Source organism: Pedobacter heparinus, from assembly GCF_032678725.1.
GTDB lineage: Bacteria > Bacteroidota > Bacteroidia > Sphingobacteriales > Sphingobacteriaceae > Pedobacter > Pedobacter heparinus_A.
Map to the genome: position 1 here is coordinate 85,482 of NZ_JAVTSC010000015.1, position 19,287 is coordinate 104,768.

Below are 19,287 nucleotides of genomic sequence, written 5' to 3' on the forward strand. Positions count from 1 at the left end.
TACATGCCTGCCTGTTAAATGCTGATTGCTACACTATTGAACCAAATCAGTAAAACTGGTAAGTAAAACCGTAACCTGTATAAAAGTGTTATCAGTTATACCTGCGAAATTTGCAGTGTACTTTAAGCAGATAAAAAAATGAACGTAAGGCATAGCATTATTAAATGGGCACTTTGTCTGCTCCTGATCATCAGCATTAAAACAATGAACGCACAAATTGAAACCAATAGCAGTGCTCCGTTAAATGGGGCGCAACAAAGTCTGGTAGCCATTTCGTCACTTACCGCCACTGGTGACATGGCAAACCTCAAAATACAGTTAAACACTGCACTTGATGCCGGACTTACCGTTAATGAAATTAAGGAAGTTTTGGTACAGCTATATGCCTATTGTGGTTTTCCACGAAGCCTCAATGCAATTAATGTTTTCATGAAGGTTGTGGAAGAGCGGAAATCCGAAGGTGTTAACGACAAACAGGGAAAAGAAATCATTGTGGAGCGGGGCGCAGGGGATAATTATGAACGGGGAAGAAAGGTACTGGAAACTTTGAGCGGCGCAGCGCAGGCAAAGCCAGCGCCAGGTTTTGGTGTGTTTGCCCCAAGAATAGATGCTTTTTTAAAGGAGCATTTATTTGCCGATGTTTTTCAGAGCGATGTGCTGACTCATCAGCAAAGAGAACTGGTAACCATTTCGGCTTTGGCTGCAATGCCGGGAGTAGAATCCCAGCTACAATCACATGTAAAGATGGGAATGAACACCGTTATTACAAATGAGCAGTTAGTAGAAGTTGCAAAGCTGATAGAAAAACATGTAAGCAGGAAACAGGCGAATTCTCTGAGAAATGTCCTGTCCATTCCAACTGCCCCAGTTATAGATGAGGAAATGATGGTGCGTATTTCTGAAATCGAGATCCTGCCAGAATACCTTTCCGCATATAGTGCTATTTTAAAGGAAGAAGCTTCGGCTTCTGTAAAGCTGGAGCCGGGAGTGATTGCTATTTTTCCGATGTTCCAAAAGGAAACTCCCACCCAGATCCGCATTATTGAGATGTATGCTAATAAAGCAGCCTATCAATCGCACCTGAAAACGCCACATTTCCTACATTACAAGACTACTACGCTAAAAATGGTCAAAACATTAAAATTGGTAGATATGGGAAGTATGGATGAGGAAAACATGGAAGAGATATTCAAAAAATTGAACTAGATAGTTTATCTGAGTATGCTTGTTTTACAGACATTGTTCATTAAAAGAAGAATTATGCATATCATTTTAGGAGGTACCGGAAATATTGGATCTGTGGTGGCATCAAGGCTGCTGGAAAAAGGTGAGCTAGTGACGATAATTTCTCATGATGAGAAAAAAAGGAAAGAATGGGAGGATAAGGGGGCCACAGTTGCTGTTGTCGACGTGCTGGAGGTGGACAAGCTCCGCAAGGTGTTTGACGCCGGGGAGCGTTTGTTTTTACTGAATCCGCCAGCTGATCCCTCGACTGATACGGCTAAGCAGGAGGAAAAAACAGTAACAGCTATCCTGGATGCTTTGCATGGATCAAATATTCAGAAAGTGGTGGCCGAATCGACTTACGGGGCACAGCCTGGTAAAGGGATCGGGGATCTGGGAGTGTTGTATGAAATGGAGCAGGCGTTAAGTAAGTCGGGTATTCCGGCAAGTGTAATGCATGGGGCTTATTATATGAGCAACTGGGCCTTTTCTGCAGATCAGGTTAGGGAAACCGGGCAGTTGTATAGTTTGTACCCGGCAGATTTTAAATTGCCGATGGTCTCGCCAGCGGATATCGGAGAGTTTGGTGCCGCGTTAATGCTGGAAACGGTTTCCAGCACTGGTAATTATTACATTGAGGGCCCCGAACAGTATTCGCCTGGAGATGTTGCGGAGGCTTTTGCTGAGGCGCTAGACAGATCAGTGAAGGTGGTGGTAATTCCTCAGAACGATTGGGTTTCGTTTTTGCAAAAGGGCGGGTTTTCACTGGCTGCGGCCGAATCGACGGCAGCCATGACCAAGATTACTTTGGAGCAGGATTATAAAACCCCGAAGGCTCCGGTGAAGGGTAAGACGACGCTGAAGGAGTTTATCAGGGGAGTGGTTTAGGGCGAAATAAATAAGTTCTTCTATTTTTATCAAGAAAAACGAGTGCCCTGGGGATTGTATAACGTTTTCATGCTATAGTATAATTTTTAACTTCCTAATCTGCGATACGTTTGTGTATCATCTGGAGAAGATAGAATGTGTTTTAGTTCGAATGAAAATAGTATTATACCTATTGAAGCCCAGAGATTAAAATGAAAGCAGAAGACCCGGCAGAGATGACCCCGCTATACCGAAGACTTTGGGATGTGGTGCACTTTGAGGAGGAGTTTCCTGTTAATCAGATCCAGCAGAACTCGGGAATAGGGCAGTGTCTCATCACCTGACAGAAACCGTAATAGGAGAGGCGCCCGATTACCACATCGATTTTAAAAAAGCCATTTTTAGCAGGGGGAGCTATTGGTATCCTGGATACTGGAAGTATTATGCCTGGTAAACGCGGTATTGAGTATCAAATGGGATAGCGGACCAGCATCCGTATTTTGTAGTGATGATGACCAGGCCAGCTTTATCATTTACAACCCGGCAAAAGAAGCCTTTGTTACTTTTACAGATGTAGCAACGCGCCAGGAAAAGGAAGCTATTTTACAATTGCCGAAGATTTTGCCGGTGATACGGTACATGCCTGGCAGCACTTTGTAAATGCAAAGGGAGATGCGGTAAGTACAAGTGTTTATTTGGAGGAACATTTGATTTGATGATGGTTAAATCATGTAATTTTTTTGTGCCAATATAATTGAGAGCTTGGCCAATTTGATCCACAAAAAGTTGAAAATTTATTAGTCAATTGCATATAGAAGTATTGGTAGCGATAATGTTACAATTTGACCTGGTGGGGCCGATATTTCTTAAAAATAATTAACCAAATAGAGCAGATATGAATAAAAATTTTACAAGAACAATTTCCTGTGGCCTGGAAGGGCTTAGGTTCAATAAGACCTGGCGAAAGTTGCTGTTGCTTTTGGCAATGCTGCAACTGATTGCTGTTGCATCGCATGCCCAAAGTATTACCGTTACAGGAACGGTTACGGACAGCAAAGGTGAACCTTTGCCGGGGGTTAGTATCAAAGTTAAGGGCACAAAGATAGCGGCATCTACTGCCAGTACAGGTAAGTATACCATTGGTGTGCCATCGGCAGCAGCTGTGTTGGAGTTTACCTATGTAGGGTATAAGATGAAGGAAGAGGCTGTGGGCAGCAGAAAAATAATCAATGTTAAGCTTGAAGAGGATGCAAACAGCCTGACCGAGGTGGTGGTAAGCACGGGATATGGAGGTACGGCCAGAAAGCGGGACCTGACCAGTGCCACTTCAACAGTAACTTCTGCACAGATTGAAGAAAGGCAACCATTGAACTTGTTCGATGCCTTACAAGGGCAGGCGGCAGGTGTTTTGATTGTAAACGATAACGGAGAGCCTGGCGCTGAAGGTTCGATTACGGTTCGTGGCCCTTCCACTTTTTCTGCTGATGGAAACGGAACCAATCCACTGTATGTGATCGATGGAGTGATTACTCCGGATGCATCGGCCTTAAACCCGAAGGACATATTGAACATAGAGGTATTGAAAGACGCGGCATCGTCATCCATCTACGGATCAAGGGCTGCCAATGGGGTAATCCTGATTACCACAAAGCGCGGACAGGAAGGTCCGGCCCGTTTTGATCTGCAATATGTTTTCACAGCAGGTAAGCTGGCCCATAAGATCCAGGCGCCAAACTCTGACGATCTGCGGTATTACAGGAAATTAATGGTGGGTCTCACCAACGGCTCCGGGGGTACATTTACAGACTCTCTGAACCCTAGTTTTAATTCCGATAATGATTTACAGGACCTCTTGCTGGGCAATACAGGCAAAAAACATGATGCGCGCCTTACGATCAGCGGTGGACAAAAAGGTCTGAATTATTCGGGTAGTTTCAATTACCTGGATGATCAGGGTATCGCTTTGAATACCTATGCCAAAAGGATCCAGTCGCGGATAAATGTTGACTATCAGGCTACCAAAAAGCTGAAATATATGAGCAATATTTCCTTCTACAGGCAAACCGGAAACTTTACAAGTATAGGCAGCTCGTTGAGGCCGGTTTTTGACAGGCCATCTTACCTCAGAATGTATTATCCTGATGGTACGCTGACCAGTTACCTGCTTTCGAAAAGAAATCCGGTGGCCAATGCCATGCTGGAAGAGAATACCAGGGAAGAATACAAAACCCAATTTGTAAATACCCTGAACTATCAGATCATAAAAGACCTGGTATTTACTACCGCGCTGAATGCGCAGCTGGATAATGGGCAGACCTTTTATTTTCAGCCCCGGTACCTGTCGGCTCAAGGTAACGAGAATATCGCCAGAAATGGGACTACCAAACGTTTTTACTATGAGCTTCAAGCCTATTTAAATTATTCTAAAACGATTGGTAACCATACCTTTAAGGCTTTAGCCGCTTTTTCAAGGGACAGGCGCCGGTTGGATGAAACAGCTTTAGAAGGAAAGAACTTTATTTCAGAAAACATCAGGACAATTACCGGCGCCAATATTGTTGACCTGACCAAGCAACGGGTGTCGGCCACTGCAGTGTCTACTGCTTCGGCAATTGGCAGGCTGGAGTACAACTGGAAATCCAAATACATTTTACAGGGGGTGTTCAGAAATGATGCTTCATCCAGGTTTGGTATCGACCGGCGTTCGGGTACTTTCCTTGCCGGATCAGGAGCATGGCGCTTTACTGATGAATCGTTCATGGCCTGGAGCAAGAAATTCCTGGATGATGGTAAGCTGAGGTTTAGCTACGGCAGTGCCGGAAATGACCCGATTGCGGATTATGAATCAATTCCGCGCATCGAAATTGGTGAAAACAGTTATAATGGTATTGGTGGTGCCGCATTAACCGCTGGTTTTAGCAACTCAACCATCAAATGGGAAAATACTGTGATCAAGAACTGGGGTGCTGACCTGACCTTTTTAAAAGGCCGTTTAGGACTGAGTGCAGATTACTACATCAAAACTACGAATGACTTATTGTATGACCGGCAGATTCCAAAGGAAACCGGCTTTAATACAGTTAAGATCAACGTAGGTAATATTGAGAACAAGGGGCTGGAGCTTGCCATGAATGGTACCCCAATTGCCGGAAAAGATTTTAAATGGACAGTAAATGCCAACGTTTCTTTTGAAAGGGGCAGGATACTGAAGCTATACGACGGACAGGAATTTATTGCGGGAAACAAGCACCTGATCAGGGAAGGTGGAAGGATAGGCGATTTTTACGGATGGAAAAACCTGGGGGTTTATCCTTATGATGCCTCAAATGCCTATGCACCTGATGGCAGAAAGCTAACGCCGATCAATGTAACGGTTGTAACAACAGGCAGCACCGGCCGCGCCGCTACTTCTACCGCTGAGCGTTATGAGCTGGATGGACAGCCCTACGGCGGTCAGGTGTTAAAGAAAAGTTCAAATAATTCGGTGCTGCTGGGTGGTGATACAGAATGGGAGGATATCAACAACGATGGCGTGATCAATGATGCAGACCGGCATGTGATTGGTAATGCACAACCGGATGCTTACCTGGGTTTTGTAAACAATTTCAGCTATAAAAATTACTCCTTATCGTTCATTATCAATACGACAATTGGCGGACAGGTTTATAACAGCTTTAAACAGGGACTTACTAATTTTGCCAATAACGGCAACCCTTCTTTGCCGGAAGCAATTTACGGAGCCTGGACCAAACAGGGAGATATTGCTACTTACCCGTATTATCCAGACAAAGATACGCGTGGCAGTCAGCGCCAGAACGGCAATAGTTATTTCCTGGAAGACGCTACTTTTTTAAGATTGTCGAGCGCCAGGTTTAGCTATCGTCTGGATTCAAAATATGCTGGTAAGATAGGAGCAAGGTCTGTTATGGCCTACGTATACGGAGTGAATCTGTTGACTTATACCAATTACACGGGTTACGATCCTGAGTTCAGTTCTCCTGGTTTAACCCCTGGGGATGACAATGGAAAATATCCTAAAAGAAGAGAGATAGGTTTTGGTATTAATATTGGATTTTAACAGGAAGATAATGAAAAAGATATTTAGTGTTGCAGCTTTAAGCATATTGATCTGTCTGGGCAGTTGCAAGAAAATGGTAGATGAGCAGCCCATCTCACAGGGAACCCTGAAGGATTTTTTTAGGAGTAAGTTTGATGCCGATGCGGCAATAGCGGGAATGTATGGTGAATTCCAGTCAACCATGATCAAGGGCGATGGTTCTCAGGCCGAGAACCGAATTACCTGGTGGGGCGAGGCGAGATCTGACAATTTTGAGCGACGTGTCTTGTATGCACAGAATACCCAGAATGAAATAGACTTTAACGGTTTAACTTCGAATAATACTTTCTCGGACTGGACATTTTTATACAGTACGATAGGAAGGGCCAATCTGCTGATCAAGCGTTTACCTGAGATTAAAAACTATGCTGCACCGGGCACAGCCGGAGAGCTTACCCTGGCACAGGAGGCCAGTTATACGGCACAGTGTTATGCAATCAGAGGACTTTGTTATTTCTGGATCGCCAGGCTCTGGGGCGCAGCACCGGTACGTACTGAGCCTTACCTGAGCATTAGTGACAATCCTGAGCAGGCCAGAGACCCTCAGGAAAAGGTATTGCAACAGGCCATTGACGATCTTCAGAAAGCTTATGACCTGACCGTAAAAAACGCAACACCAACAGTCTGGTATATGGGAGAAGGCGCGATATCTGCAACGATGGCCGATGTTTACATGTGGAAGAAAGATTACACCAATGCAGTAATCTGGCTTAAAAACCTTTTTAAGGCCAAAGCCCCAACCGGTAAGGTGTATAACATTGCGGGAAGTGTGAACACGGGTACAGGCGGTGCGGCAGGCGACCTACAAACAGGCCCAACCTGGAACAACCAGTTTGTAAATCCTATTGGCAGTGTGGAAAGTATTTTCTATATCCATTGGGATTACATCAGCAATGGCTGCGCCTGTATGGCAGGTGTTTCTGTAACCACCAACAATTCGCCCATCAGAATGGCCGAAGGTTTATGGAGCAGCTGGAGAACTACTACAACCGACTTCCGCATGAAACAGACCTACAATTCGACAGGTACGGCTGTTGCGGTACGTGATGCCAACCTGTGGAAATTTTATCCTGGTACATTTACTGCGGCAGCTGGTGTGACACCTTATAATTTTGTAACTTCCAGTCCTGCGCCTACAACTGCAACAAGCCTTTATGTTCCGGTATATCGTTTAAGCGATATGTACCTGTTGTATGCTGAAGCCTTAAACCAGCTTGATGATAAAGCCAATGCAGTAAAATACCTGAACCTCATTAAGGTAAGGGCCGGCTTAGCTCCGGTGCTGGCTACTGATTTTGCAGATAAACGGGCTTTGGAAACTGCCATTCTACAAGAAAGACAATATGAGCTGGTTGGAGAGGGTAAACGCTGGTTTGACCTGGTACGTACCGATCGCGTCATTGAAGTGATGGACCCGATCATCACAGCTCGTCAGACACTTGCGGGTTCTACAATTACCGGCTGGGGAACGGATAAGCGTAAATACTACTGGCCTATAAACCGCAATGTTTTGAATTCTAACAGACTGCTGGTTCAGAGTGAGCCTTATAACAATTAATTAAACGGATGAAAATTCAAATTTTAAAAGGATGAAAAAGTTATATATAATATTGGCAGGGCTGTTCTGTGTGGCACTGAGCCCCTCATGCTCTATGTTTGGGCTGGACCTGCAGGAGAACTACGACTACCAAAAGAAAACACTTGACCCGCATATCAATATCTCAGCAAGGCAATTCCTGGAGCAGCGTGGGAAGACACCCTTGGTAGCAAATGATACCGCTTTTAAGTGGATGCAGCTTGGACTGGAATATGCAGGGATAGATTTGGATGAGTATACACAACCGGGCCGCACATTTTTGTTGCTGAGTACCAATGCAATCAGGGTACGGAACGCAACAACAGGGGTTATTACAGCGGGTATGTGGTTTGATTTCCCAATTTACGAGAAGAATCCAGACGGTAGCCAGATTTATCTTGCCGATGGTTTTACCCCTAAAACCCATCCGGCAACTTCCTGGAAAGAATATCCGGTTGGGGACGTAAAGAATTATTTTCTATACCTGATTTTGAAAGGTGATTATGGCTTTGACAATGCCACAACAAATAACGCTACTTTGGAAACCCTGTTGCCTCCGGGCGCAGTGGCCAGTAACAAATCGAAACTGGGCTATTTTGTTGCAGGAACTACGCCAAACCTGAACCAGACCGGGGCGCGTATCCTAACCCTAAGCGCAAGCCCGGCTAACGGGTTTGATCCGGAAGGCAAGATCAATATGGTTCTGGTTAACAATCAGGATTCCCCACTTAGGATTAACAACATCACCAATTGCGCAACCTCGGGTATAATTGCCACAAATGGACAGGTCCATGTAGCGGCAACTACGGTATATCCGTTTAGATTTTAATACCCGGAATCTATTTGTTTTAAAGTGAACTAAAAAAAATTGAAGATGAACTTGAAGTATGTATCATTTCTTCCGGTTTTATTCATTGGTTTGGTTGGAGATGTCCAGTCGCAGGATTTTAAACCGTTGTTTAACGGCAAGGATCTTAGCGGCTGGCATTCTTTTTTAAAGACCAAAGGCAGGGATAATGATCCGGATAAGGTTTTCTCGGTAGAGAAGGGCCTGTTGAAAATAACGGGACAGGAGTTTGGTTATGTGGTTACCGATAAGGTATATGGTAATTTTCATCTGGTTGCCGAGTTTAAATGGGGAGAAAAGAAATACACGCCAAGGGAAAACAAGGTGCGGGATAACGGAATCTTATATTATGTGGTTCCGGACGATAAGGTTTGGCCGCGCTCGATAGAATGCCAGATACAGGAGGGCGATTGTGGCGATTTCTGGCTGATAGACAGTACAACGGTAGTGATTGATGGCGTACGTACCCCGGCAACAAAAAACACCCATATCCTGAAGAAAAAAGATGCAGAAAAGCCAAGTGGAGAGTGGAACCGGGTGGAGATCATTGCCAATGATGGAAAATGTACCCATATGGTTAATGGAGTGGTGGTAAATGAGGGGCTTGATGCGAGTTTGCGCTCCGGAAGAATACTGATCCAGTCTGAAGGTGCAGAAACCTATTACCGCAAAATAGCGATTAAAGAATTGTAATTCCCTGCAACAAAAAGCGGGCTGTATCCATGGATGCAGCCCGCTTTTTGTGATACGGTTTGAACGGTTTACTTTTTATCTTTGGCGGCGTTTCGTTCTGCGATCACCATTTCGGTTCCGGCCAGCAAAAATGCACCTAAGCCATGTGTATCGTTCAATTCCGTCGGGCGTGTATAATAAAACTTAAGGGCTTCATCCATATTGGTGCCGATACAAACGTCCTGCATCTGGCCATCAGGGGTAATTTTGGTAAGCAGTCCTTTCCAGCCTTCATTGGCTATGGAAATATATTTAGGATGGATCCATCCCTGGTTTACTGCATGGGCAACCGTATAGATGTACATGGCTGTAACCGAAGTTTCCAGATAAGAATCGGGTTTGTCCAGCAACTGGTGCCATAAACCGGTTTGATCCTGGTGACGGGCAAAACCCGAGATCTGACGCAACAAGAGCTGAATCAGTTCAGGACGTTTGGGGTGCCTGGCTGGCAGCTGGTCCAGTAGTTGTGCTTGTGCAACCGCAAGCCAGCCATTGGCACGGCCCCAGTGGCCTACGCCCTGCAGGTTAACATCTTCGTAATAGTTGTGAAAAAACAAACCTGTATTGGCATCATAGAGGTATTTGTTAAAGCTTTCTACCTGTTTAATGGCGTCATCAAAATACTTGCTGTCTCCGGTAACTTTGCCCATCCTGGCCAGCAGGGGTACACTCATGAACAGGTCGTCTGCCCACATGGTCCTGTACCGAGGGTTTGGACGCGCCAGGGTCCCGTCTGCCAGGCGCAGCTGTTTGTTGGAAATGTAATCTGCAGCCCTTTGCAGGTAGGCTTTATACTCCGGCTTATTCGCCAGGGCGTTCACATCGGAAAGCCCGGCCCCCATAGCACCACAGGCATCTAAATTGGTGATGTTAAAAACAGCGCCAAATTCAGTTCTGGGATTTTTTGCTTTGTACAGCGTTTCGAAATAGCTGAGGTTGTTAAAAATGAATTCAAAGTTATGTAAGGAGTAATCAGCGTACTTTTTATCTTTCAGCACATCTGCCATTTGCATCATGCCGATGGTGAGCACCCCGTTCACATACATCCATTTGTTAAACTTGCTGGCCACTTTAACATCAGGCGAGACGGCAAGCCCCTTTGTGGATTCGTAAGTTTCATTGGTTTTTGTATTTACAAATTTAAAAGAGGTGTTGGCGATGATGTTATCGGCCACCTTACGCACCACCGCTTCTGTGTTGTTTTGCGCAAAAATGCTGCCTGAGCTTAAAAATGCCAGCAGAAATAAATAGGGGTTCTTCATTATTTTTTTATGTTTTTTGCCCTTAGGGCTTTTACTTCCTGAACGGTAATGCCAGTTGCTTTATTTGCAAAACTGTTTCTCACAAAACTCAACACATCTGCAATTTCCTGGTCGCTTAAAAAGTTGTGCGCAGGCATGACATTGGTATAGGTCTCGCCATCTATTTCTTCACCTGTAGCCAATCCGTTAAGAATTACGTTGATCAGCCTGGTTTTGTCGCCCAGTACATAAGATGTTTTGCTCAAGGGAGGGTTCATGTTGGGTACACCTGCACCATCTGCCATATGACAGGCCAGGCAATATTTATTGTAAATCATTTTTCCCTTCGCCATTACTGTTGCGCTAAGCGGTTGCGGCTTAATGGCAGCTGTCTTCTTCCCTTTTGTTTGCGCATTTAGCTGTAAACCAGCTGCGGCTAAGATCAATAAAGTTATGGTAATTCTTTTCATCAGGTTTATTTCTGGTTGTATAGAATGCGGTAGATCACTCCTTTGGAGTCGTCGGTTACATAAAGCGAGCCATCAGGGCCTTGTGCCAGTCCACATGGACGGTGGTCGGCCTTGTTCATTGCTGCTTTTTCCGGAGTACCGGCAAAGTTATCGGCAAAGATTTCCCAGTTGCCGGAAGGTTTGCCATCCTTAAATGGCTGGAAAACCACAAAGAAGCCTTTTTGAGGTTCCGGTGCGCGGTTCCAGGAGCCGTGGAAAGCAATAAAGGCTCCATTCTTATATTTGGCTGGGAACATATTTCCGGTGTAAAAAAGCAAGCCGTTAGGTGCCATGTGTGCTGGGAATGCTACTGCCGGATCGAGGTATTTGGCATCTGCTTCCTTATTTTTATCGCCACCGTATTCAGGCGCAACAATTTTTTTATGCTGTATGCCATCATAATACATAAAGGGCCAGCCGGCATTGTCGCCTTTTTTTAGGGCATAAAGACATTCTGCAGGCAGTTCTGCGGATTCTTTGGTATTGTAAAGTTCCGGCCATGAACTGTTCAGGTTATCCCGGCCATGCTGCATCACGAAAAGCTGGTTGTTTTGCTGGTTCCAGTCTAAGCCTACCACATTTCTTAAACCTGTGGCGTAACGTACACCTTCTGCATAACTCTGGTTCAGCTTGTTTGCCTTGAACTGCCAAATGCCTGCTGCAGAATCTAACAATGGGCAGCCTGGTATGCCTTTCGACCTCAGGCCCCGGTCCTGCCCCTGGCAGGAATTTGAGGGTACGCCAATGTTAACGTAGATGTTTCCATCATTATCCAGTACCAATGATTTGGTTTCATGCTGACGGCCCATTTTTAAGCCCTTCACAATTGTTTCCGGATTATTTGGGTCGATAACCTCGTTTTTGTCGTTCAGTTTGTAGCGGAAAACTTCTTTATTGGAAGAAGCATACAGGTATCCGTCTTTCATATAAATGCCCGTGCCGCCATAATTGCCAAAGCTGCCGGTGATCTCGGCCCTGCCTTCGCTGTTCTCTTTAAGTACAATGATCCCTTTTTCTTCTTTTACCCGGGCCAGTTTCACATAGATGTTGCCCTGAGGGGTAACGACCAGGTGCCGGGCTTTTGCACCTATATCAGCTACTTTTAATGCTCCGAAGCCTTCCGGAAGTTTTAAACCAACATTGTCTGCATCTGGTTTTGGGTCTCGGGCTGCCGAAATGTCCTTAAAGGCATTGAGTGTAAAAAACACCACTGCGCTAAGTAAAATGGGGATTAGGAGTATTTTTTTCATTGAAGTATATATTGTCTGTTAAAAATTCATGCTGCGGTATGCTTTGCAGGCAGTTAACGCAATAAAGCGGTAGCACACCACAGCAGCGGTGCCTGCCCATGCAGATCGCCAACATTTCTTTTACGGTCTAAATAATACTGCAGGTCATTTTTTTTGTTGGTGCCTTCGCAAACCTCTGTGATGTCGTTGTTTTCGTTGATATAGGTGATCAGTTTGAGCCATGCTTTACGCGCCGCCTTCCCGTAAATTTCCTTGTCCAGCCAGCCATTTTTTACGCCGGTGATGAAAGCAAAGGTGAACATGCCGGTGGCAGAGGTTTCCGGCCATGATTCTGGTTGATCGATCAGCTGGCGCCACATGCCTTCTTCGGTTTGGTATTTAAGTAAAGAGGCCATCATGTCTTTATAACCTTTCATGATCCTTTCGTAATTGGGATTGCTTTTTGGCACAGACCTCAGGAGTTCGGCCATGCCTACAGCCATCCAGCCATCGCCACGTGCCCAGTAATAAGGAACATCCGGGGCATGGTAAAACAAGCCATTTGGCTTTTGCAGTTCATCCAAATAGAATACCATTTCTTTAGCCGCCCTGTCTATGTATTTCTGGTTTCCGGTGGCACGGTATGCCTGGGCCTGCAATGCAGTGATCATGAACATGTCGTCTATCCAGAGCCTGGTTTGCCAGGTATAGCCTTTGTTATAGAATTCATGCGATTCAGGTTTTACCCTGGGCCCTTCTGGTGGCCCCCATTGCTTATCGGCAATCGAAATGCCCAGGTCAAGGTATTTTTTATCTTTGGTTTGCATATACAGTTCCAGCGGAACAGCACCAAACACACTATAGTCTACATGGTCTGGTACCGGGATCATTTTAGCTTCTACACCAAAAAGCGGCTCAAACCTATCTTTCAGTTGGCCCAGTAGTTTGGCATTCCTGGTCTCTTTTGCAAAAGTAAGTGCGCCATACCATGTACAGGTTTCGGGATAGGTGATCACTTTTGGAGGCCCTGGCCTGTTAAAATTGGAGTGCGGCGTAGTTACAAAGCGGTCGGCTATTCGCGCGCCTATTTCTTTTGGAGCGCTGCCTTTTGGCCAGTTTTTTAAATCAGCTGCTTTAGACTGTGCATGGGCAAGATCTGTCCCGGCAAGGATCAATGAGGAGGCGAGACAGGCTATGCCTAAAATAGAGTTCTTGTTCATATTTACTAATGGTTGTTAAGCTTCTTTGCTTTTTATACCATTAAAGTTAGCTTTTATTTGATGGTTTAAAAACGGCTCCAAATGTGCCTGTACCGGATATGCGTATTTGATGCTATAATTGGCTGTAAATGGTAAGATTGCATATAACCTGGTTAAATTCGGACAGTATTTTTGTAGTTGATTATTGGTTAAATGCAACAGGAAATAGCGAATTTTAAGAAATTATGTATTTTTAAAACATGAATTACCTAAGCCCTAATTTCAGCTGATATGAAAAGATACGTTGCACTCGCTTTTATGCTTGCTACTTCATTAAATTTAAAGGCTCAGCACAGCCTGGAAAAACTTTGGGAAACCGATAGTGTGATCAATTTGCCAGAGTCTGTTTTGCCCGATACGAAAGCGGGTATCCTCTACGCTTCTGTAATGGGCAATAATCCGAATGATAAGGACGGCATTGGTGGTGTTGCCAAGCTGAGTATCACAGGTAAAATGATCAACCATGACTGGATCACCGGCTTAAATTCACCAAAAGGACTGGGCAGGTTTGGAAATACTTTATATGCTGCGGATCTGACTGATGTAGTGGTGATTGATATGGTGAAAGGTAAGATAAAGCTGAAAATACCAGTAGACAGCGCAAAATTTTTGAACGACATTACCGTTAGCGATAAAGGCATAGTCTATGTGTCTGACTCCAGGACCAAGCGCATTCATCGGATTGAAGGCAGCAAGGTATCCTTATATATGGAAAATGTGAACGGTGTGAATGGCTTAAAAGCCATAGGCGATGAACTGTACATTGCCGGAGGTAAAACATTGTGGAAAGCGGATGCGCAGAAAAAGCTGACGAAAATTGCGGAGCTGCCCAATGGCGGTGACGGGATAGAACCTGTTGGCAATGGCGACTGGCTGTTTTCCTGCTGGGGCGGTTATGTGTATTACGTACATGCCGACGGGAAACATGAATTGCTGCTGGACCTGCACCTGGAGAAGAAGAATACCGCCGATATCGGTTATGACCCGGTTAAACGCATTGTTTATATTCCTACCTTCTGGAAAAAGAGCGTGATGGCTTATCAGTTAAAATGATCGCTTTTTAATTTTGGTAAAGCCTTTTTAATGTTTTTTAATAAAATATAACAAGAATTTTATACTAAATAAATGGTTTCGTAATTTAAAAATGTGAAATTAGAATCCTTATTCAAGAGTTAAGGTAATCAACACACACACAAATTATGGAATCAAGAAGAGCATTTATCAGGAAATCTTTGTTGTTGTCCGGTGCTGCCGGACTTTCAACCATGCTTCCGGCATCTATACAAAGGGCATTGGCCATTGACCCGAAACTGGGCAGCAGCTTTCTGGATGCAGAACATATTGTTATACTCATGCAGGAAAACAGGTCTTTCGACCATTGTTTTGGTACCCTGAAAGGCGTAAGGGGTTTTAACGACCCACGTGCCATCACCCTGCCCAATCAAAAACCGGTGTGGATGCAAACTGATGCCGCCGGCAATACCTATGCGCCTTTCCGCTTAAACATTAAAGATTCTAAAGTAACCTGGATTGGTTCTTTGCCGCATTCGCGGGCCAGCCAGGTTGATGCCTATAATAAAGGTAAATATGATGGCTGGCTAACGGCGAAAAAATCAGGCAATAAGAAATATTCAGCAATGCCTTTAACTTTAGGTCATTATAACCGGGAAGATTTGCCGTTTAATTATGCCATGGCCGATGCTTTTACCGTTTGCGACCAGAATTTTTGTTCAGGGATGACCAGTACCACGCCCAACAGGTCTTTCTTCTGGACGGGTAAGGTCAGTTATGATCTTGATGGCTTGCAAAAAGTGAACATCAGGAATGATGATTTTAGTTTTGGTAAGCTGCCCTGGCGGGCCTTTCCCGAATTGCTGGAAGACAACAACATTCCATGGGGATTTTACCAGAACGACCTGAGCTGCGGTGGTGGCTACAAGGGAGAAGAGCGTGCCTGGCTGGGCAATTTTGGCTGTAACTTACTGGAGTTTTTTGCTGCGTATAACGTGAAGTTTTCTTCCCGTTATGTCAGAAACCTGCAAAACCTGGTAGATACTTTACCTGAACAGATCAATAAACTGCAGGAGGAGAGCCCTTCAAGTGAGGCTGCGGCCAAAAAGATAAAGGCGGATCTGAAACATAAAATGGAGGCCCTGGACAATGCCGCTTCGGAGCTTAAAAAATGGAGTACAGAAGAATACAATAAATTGTCTGATAAACAAAAGCGTTTGTTTAAAAGGGCTTTTGTGATCAACTCCGGAGATCCTGATTACCGCAGCATCAGCACTTTGAGCTATAAAGATGGGGCTACCCAACGGGAAGTGACAGTACCCAAAGGGGATGTGCTGCACCAGTTCAGAACGGATGTGAATACCGGGAAACTGCCTGCGGTATCCTGGCTGGCCGGGCCGCAGAACTTTTCTGACCACCCCAGCGCACCCTGGTATGGTGCCTGGTACGTTTCGGAGGTGCTGGATATCCTGACCAAAAACCCGGAAGTATGGAAAAAGACGATCTTTATCACTACTTACGATGAAAATGATGGCTATTTTGACCATGTAAGGCCATTCTCTATCGCCGACAACAAGGTTCCGGGGACTGGCAAAGTATCTGCAGGGATCGATACGGAGATAGAGCATGTAAGGCTGGCCAATGAGCTGAAGCAGGGCATTCCGGAAAAGGCGGCCAGGGAGGCACCTATTGGTCTTGGTTTCAGGGTACCTATGCTGATTGCTTCGCCATGGAGCAGGGGCGGCCGGGTCTGTTCGGAGGTATTTGACCATACCTCAACCCTGCAGTTCCTGGAAGTGTTTTTCAGTAAAAAATTAAACAAAGAAATTAAAATTGAGAACATCAGTAAATGGCGCAGGGCGATTTGTGGTGACCTGACATCAGTATTTACCCCTTTTAACGGAGACAAAGCAGACCAGATCGATTTCCTTAAACGGGATGCCATGGTGGAAAGCATTTACAATGCTAAATTTAAAGAAGATCCATCGGGTTTTAAAAAACTGAGCAGCGGAGATGTCGCTGCATTTGCCGCTGATCCGCTTTCAGGTAAAGTCATGTCAGCACAGGAAAAAGGGATCAGGCCTTCCTGTGCCCTGCCTTACGAGTTGTATGCCGATGGGCAATTGCAGGCGGATAAGAAGGGTTTTGAGATCAGGTTTAAAGCCGGGGATACTGTTTTTGGAAAAACGGCTGCCGGCTCACCTTTTACGGTATATGCTCCTGTGGCGTATACTGATGCGGAAAATGGCAGCCAGGTATGCAGGAACTGGTCTTTCGCTGCTGTAGCCGGGGATACTGTAACGTACAACTGGCCACTGGCAAATTTTGAAAAGGGTAAATATCAGCTCAGAGTGGATGGGCCTAATGGTTATTACCGGGAATTTATAGGCTCAGCCAATAATCCGGACCTGAGCATATCCTGTATATATGAGGGTGCTGGTGGAAAACTGACTGGAAACATCTTGTTGAAGGTAGTGAACACAAATCCTTCAAAAAGTTATGCCCTGACTGTTAAAGATGTCAGCTATCGTAAAAACGAGATTAAAAAAAGCATTGCTGCAGGCAGTACCCAGGAAATTGTACTGGACCTTAAAGCCACACATGGCTGGTACGACTTCAGGTTCAGCGTTGATGGCCTTGCCGGCTTTGAACAAAGGTATGCAGGAAGGGTAGAAACCGGTAAGGCCAGCTTCAGTGATCCGGCTATGGGTGGAATTGTTTAGTTTATTGTAGCATTGATAAAGAAGAATGTTTAAATTGGTGGAAACAATAAACGACATCAATTATGGCTAAAGTACATCAATATCAAGCGACACTTACATGGGCGGGTAATAAAGGTTCAGGAACAATGGATTACCGGTCGTACGACAGAAGTTACATCATTTCTATTGATAACAAGCCGGATATATTTGGTTCTTCAGACTCTGCATTCCTTGGCGACAAAACAAAACATAACCCCGAAGATCTGTTACTTTCGGCTTTGTCTTCCTGTCATATGCTCTGGTACCTGCATTTGTGTTCGCAGAATGAGATCATCGTGATGGAGTACAAAGACAGGCCTGTAGGGAGCATGCTGGAAAACGCAGACGGGAGTGGCCATTTTACAGAGGTTACTTTAAATCCTGTGGTGGTGATTACAGATGAATCGCAGCTGGAAAAGGCAAATGCTTTGCATGATCAGGCCAATAAAATGTGTTTTATTGCAAATTCCTGCAATTTTCCGATTAAGCACCAACCCAAGTGTATTGTAGAGCGCGGTTAAAAACGCGCGCTACAATGTGCTTTCATTTTGTTTATTTTAATTTTATTTTGTTTTAAATGTTTTAATTTAGTTATTTTAGGTTTTGGTTCTTTAACGGTATAGACAATGCCTTGAATTCAAAGAACGCGCCAGATATATTAACCTGATTGAGACATGCCTGAACTATTAAAGCCTAAACGACGACGGTGGTTTATTATTTTTATCATATTCCTGGCTATTGTATTTAATTATTTTGACAGGCAGATCGTATCTATTCTGAAACCGGTGCTAAAAAAGGAGTTTGCGCTGAACGATAGCGGCTATGCCTTGGTGTTGAACATTTTTACAGTTTGTTATGCCATTATGTATCCCGTTTCGGGCTGGCTGGTGGATCGGTTTGGTGCTAAAAAAGTCATGTTTGCCGGTATTATCGGCTGGTCGGTAGCTTGTATTGGCGGGGGTATTTCCAGAACATTTGCTCAGTTTACGTTTTTCCGGGGTCTGCTGGGTATGGCAGAGCCCACCAATTTTCCGGCTCAACTAAAGGTAGTCACGGTCTGGTTTCCCGGCAAATTAAGGGCTACAGCCAACAGTCTTTGTGTGGCAGGAAGCTCAATAGGTGCCATTATTGCCCCTCCTTTGGTGGCCTGGCTGGCCATTACCTATAACTGGCATATGGTATTCATTGTTGCCGGGGTAGTTGGACTGATCATCGCCCTGTTGTGGCTTCTTATTTACCGGGATCCACCAGCGGCGATTGCACTTGAGGCAGCAGGGACCACTAAAATAGAAACGGGGCCGGCTTTTAGGTGGAAGCAGCTTTGGGGAAGAAAAAGTTTGTGGGGCATTTTAATCATCCGGTTCATCAGTGATCCGGTATGGTACTTTTGCCTGTTCTGGTTGCCGGGTTATTTACAGGAAGCATCTGGTTTCTCTTTAGCCCAGATGGGCATGTTTGGCTGGATCCCCTTCCTGGTTGCCGATCTTGGGGCTATTGGTACAGCGGCCTGGTCAGACCATATGGTCAGAAAAGGAAAGGAACCTTTAAAAGCAAGAAAAATAATGCTGACCAGTGTAGCTGTGGTTGCACCGCTTTGTATCCTTACCCCTTATATCCCGAGTCCCTTTGCCACCTTATTCATCTTCAGCATTGTTGCGGTAGCCTGTTTGAGCTGGTTGTTTACCATAAGTGTGGTTATTGCAGAAGCTTTCCCGGTAAAAAATGTAGCCAGTGTGCTGGGGATAGCGGGTGGATTTGGTGCCCTGGGGGCTGTAGGGTTTAATTATTTTGTAGGACAGTTTATGGGGACGCTTGGGGCAGAGAAAATATTTATTGCCATGGCTTTCCTGCATCCGATTGCGGTATTGGTTTTATGGACTATGGTAAAGCCTGAAAAGCCGCTGGCTGCTGCAAAAACAGATAGTATAGCATAA

The 19,287-nt window shown here is 44.9% G+C and carries 15 protein-coding genes; 11 read left to right on the forward strand and 4 right to left on the reverse strand.

The features are described 5' to 3' along the window. The first annotated feature begins 138 nt into the window (after positions 1-138). From R2Q85_RS20270 to R2Q85_RS20300, 7 genes are all read left to right on the forward strand, one after another. Positions 139-1,206 carry a carboxymuconolactone decarboxylase family protein gene (locus R2Q85_RS20270; RefSeq protein ID WP_316813621.1) on the forward strand — a complete coding sequence of 356 codons (1,068 nt, stop codon included), beginning with the start codon at positions 139-141 and terminating at the stop codon, positions 1,204-1,206. Positions 1,207-1,260: 54 nt separating this feature from the next. Further along, on the forward strand, positions 1,261-2,112 hold the full coding sequence (locus R2Q85_RS20275) for an NmrA family NAD(P)-binding protein (RefSeq protein WP_316813622.1): 852 nt from the start codon (positions 1,261-1,263) through the stop codon (positions 2,110-2,112). A 396-nt stretch (positions 2,113-2,508) separates the two neighbouring features. Beyond that, a complete protein-coding gene (locus R2Q85_RS20280; RefSeq protein ID WP_316813623.1) occupies positions 2,509-2,751 on the forward strand; it encodes a hypothetical protein in 243 nt (80 codons plus the stop codon). Positions 2,752-2,986: 235 nt separating this feature from the next. Next, positions 2,987-6,169 (forward strand): TonB-dependent receptor, encoded by a 3,183-nt coding sequence (locus R2Q85_RS20285; RefSeq protein ID WP_316813624.1) that lies wholly within the window; start codon positions 2,987-2,989, stop codon positions 6,167-6,169. Positions 6,170-6,179: 10 nt separating this feature from the next. Beyond that, entirely contained in the window at positions 6,180-7,766 is a 1,587-nt protein-coding gene (locus R2Q85_RS20290) for a RagB/SusD family nutrient uptake outer membrane protein (RefSeq protein ID WP_316813625.1), read from the forward strand. A 31-nt stretch (positions 7,767-7,797) separates the two neighbouring features. Beyond that, the gene (locus R2Q85_RS20295; protein ID WP_316813626.1) at positions 7,798-8,613 is read left to right on the forward strand and encodes a hypothetical protein; all 816 of its coding nucleotides are present in this window, start codon (positions 7,798-7,800) and stop codon (positions 8,611-8,613) included. A gap of 45 nt (positions 8,614-8,658) precedes the next feature. Then, positions 8,659-9,324, forward strand: a complete 666-nt coding sequence (locus R2Q85_RS20300; protein ID WP_316813627.1) for a DUF1080 domain-containing protein — start codon at positions 8,659-8,661, stop codon at positions 9,322-9,324. A gap of 68 nt (positions 9,325-9,392) precedes the next feature. Here the strand turns inward: R2Q85_RS20300 and R2Q85_RS20305 are convergent, their stop codons facing one another. Genes R2Q85_RS20305 through R2Q85_RS20320 form a run of 4 tightly spaced genes read right to left on the reverse strand, consistent with a single transcriptional unit; the run spans position 9,393 to position 13,562 of the window. Next, positions 9,393-10,625 (reverse strand): glycoside hydrolase family 88 protein, encoded by a 1,233-nt coding sequence (locus R2Q85_RS20305; protein ID WP_316813628.1) that lies wholly within the window; start codon positions 10,623-10,625, stop codon positions 9,393-9,395. Beyond that, positions 10,625-11,074 (reverse strand): cytochrome c, encoded by a 450-nt coding sequence (locus tag R2Q85_RS20310; protein ID WP_316813629.1) that lies wholly within the window; start codon positions 11,072-11,074, stop codon positions 10,625-10,627. The genes R2Q85_RS20305 and R2Q85_RS20310 overlap by 1 nt, the downstream gene beginning before the upstream one ends. A 5-nt stretch (positions 11,075-11,079) precedes the next feature. After that, positions 11,080-12,363, reverse strand: coding sequence for a PQQ-dependent sugar dehydrogenase (locus tag R2Q85_RS20315; protein WP_316813630.1), 1,284 nt, complete (start codon positions 12,361-12,363; stop codon positions 11,080-11,082). A 53-nt stretch (positions 12,364-12,416) separates the two neighbouring features. Beyond that, on the reverse strand, positions 12,417-13,562 hold the full coding sequence (locus tag R2Q85_RS20320; RefSeq protein WP_316813631.1) for a glycoside hydrolase family 105 protein: 1,146 nt from the start codon (positions 13,560-13,562) through the stop codon (positions 12,417-12,419). Positions 13,563-13,832: 270 nt separating this feature from the next. On the opposite strand from R2Q85_RS20320, the gene R2Q85_RS20325 reads away from it, so the two are divergent. From R2Q85_RS20325 to R2Q85_RS20340, 4 genes are all read left to right on the forward strand, one after another. Then, a complete protein-coding gene (locus R2Q85_RS20325) occupies positions 13,833-14,654 on the forward strand; it encodes an ATP-binding protein (RefSeq protein ID WP_316813632.1) in 822 nt (273 codons plus the stop codon). 146 nt (positions 14,655-14,800) lie between these two features. Beyond that, on the forward strand, positions 14,801-17,335 hold the full coding sequence (locus R2Q85_RS20330) for a phosphocholine-specific phospholipase C (RefSeq protein WP_316813633.1): 2,535 nt from the start codon (positions 14,801-14,803) through the stop codon (positions 17,333-17,335). 62 nt (positions 17,336-17,397) lie between these two features. Beyond that, complete coding sequence (locus R2Q85_RS20335; RefSeq protein WP_316813634.1) at positions 17,398-17,874, forward strand: OsmC family protein; 477 nt, start codon at positions 17,398-17,400, stop codon at positions 17,872-17,874. 153 nt (positions 17,875-18,027) lie between these two features. Continuing rightward, a complete protein-coding gene (locus tag R2Q85_RS20340; RefSeq protein WP_316813635.1) occupies positions 18,028-19,287 on the forward strand; it encodes an MFS transporter in 1,260 nt (419 codons plus the stop codon).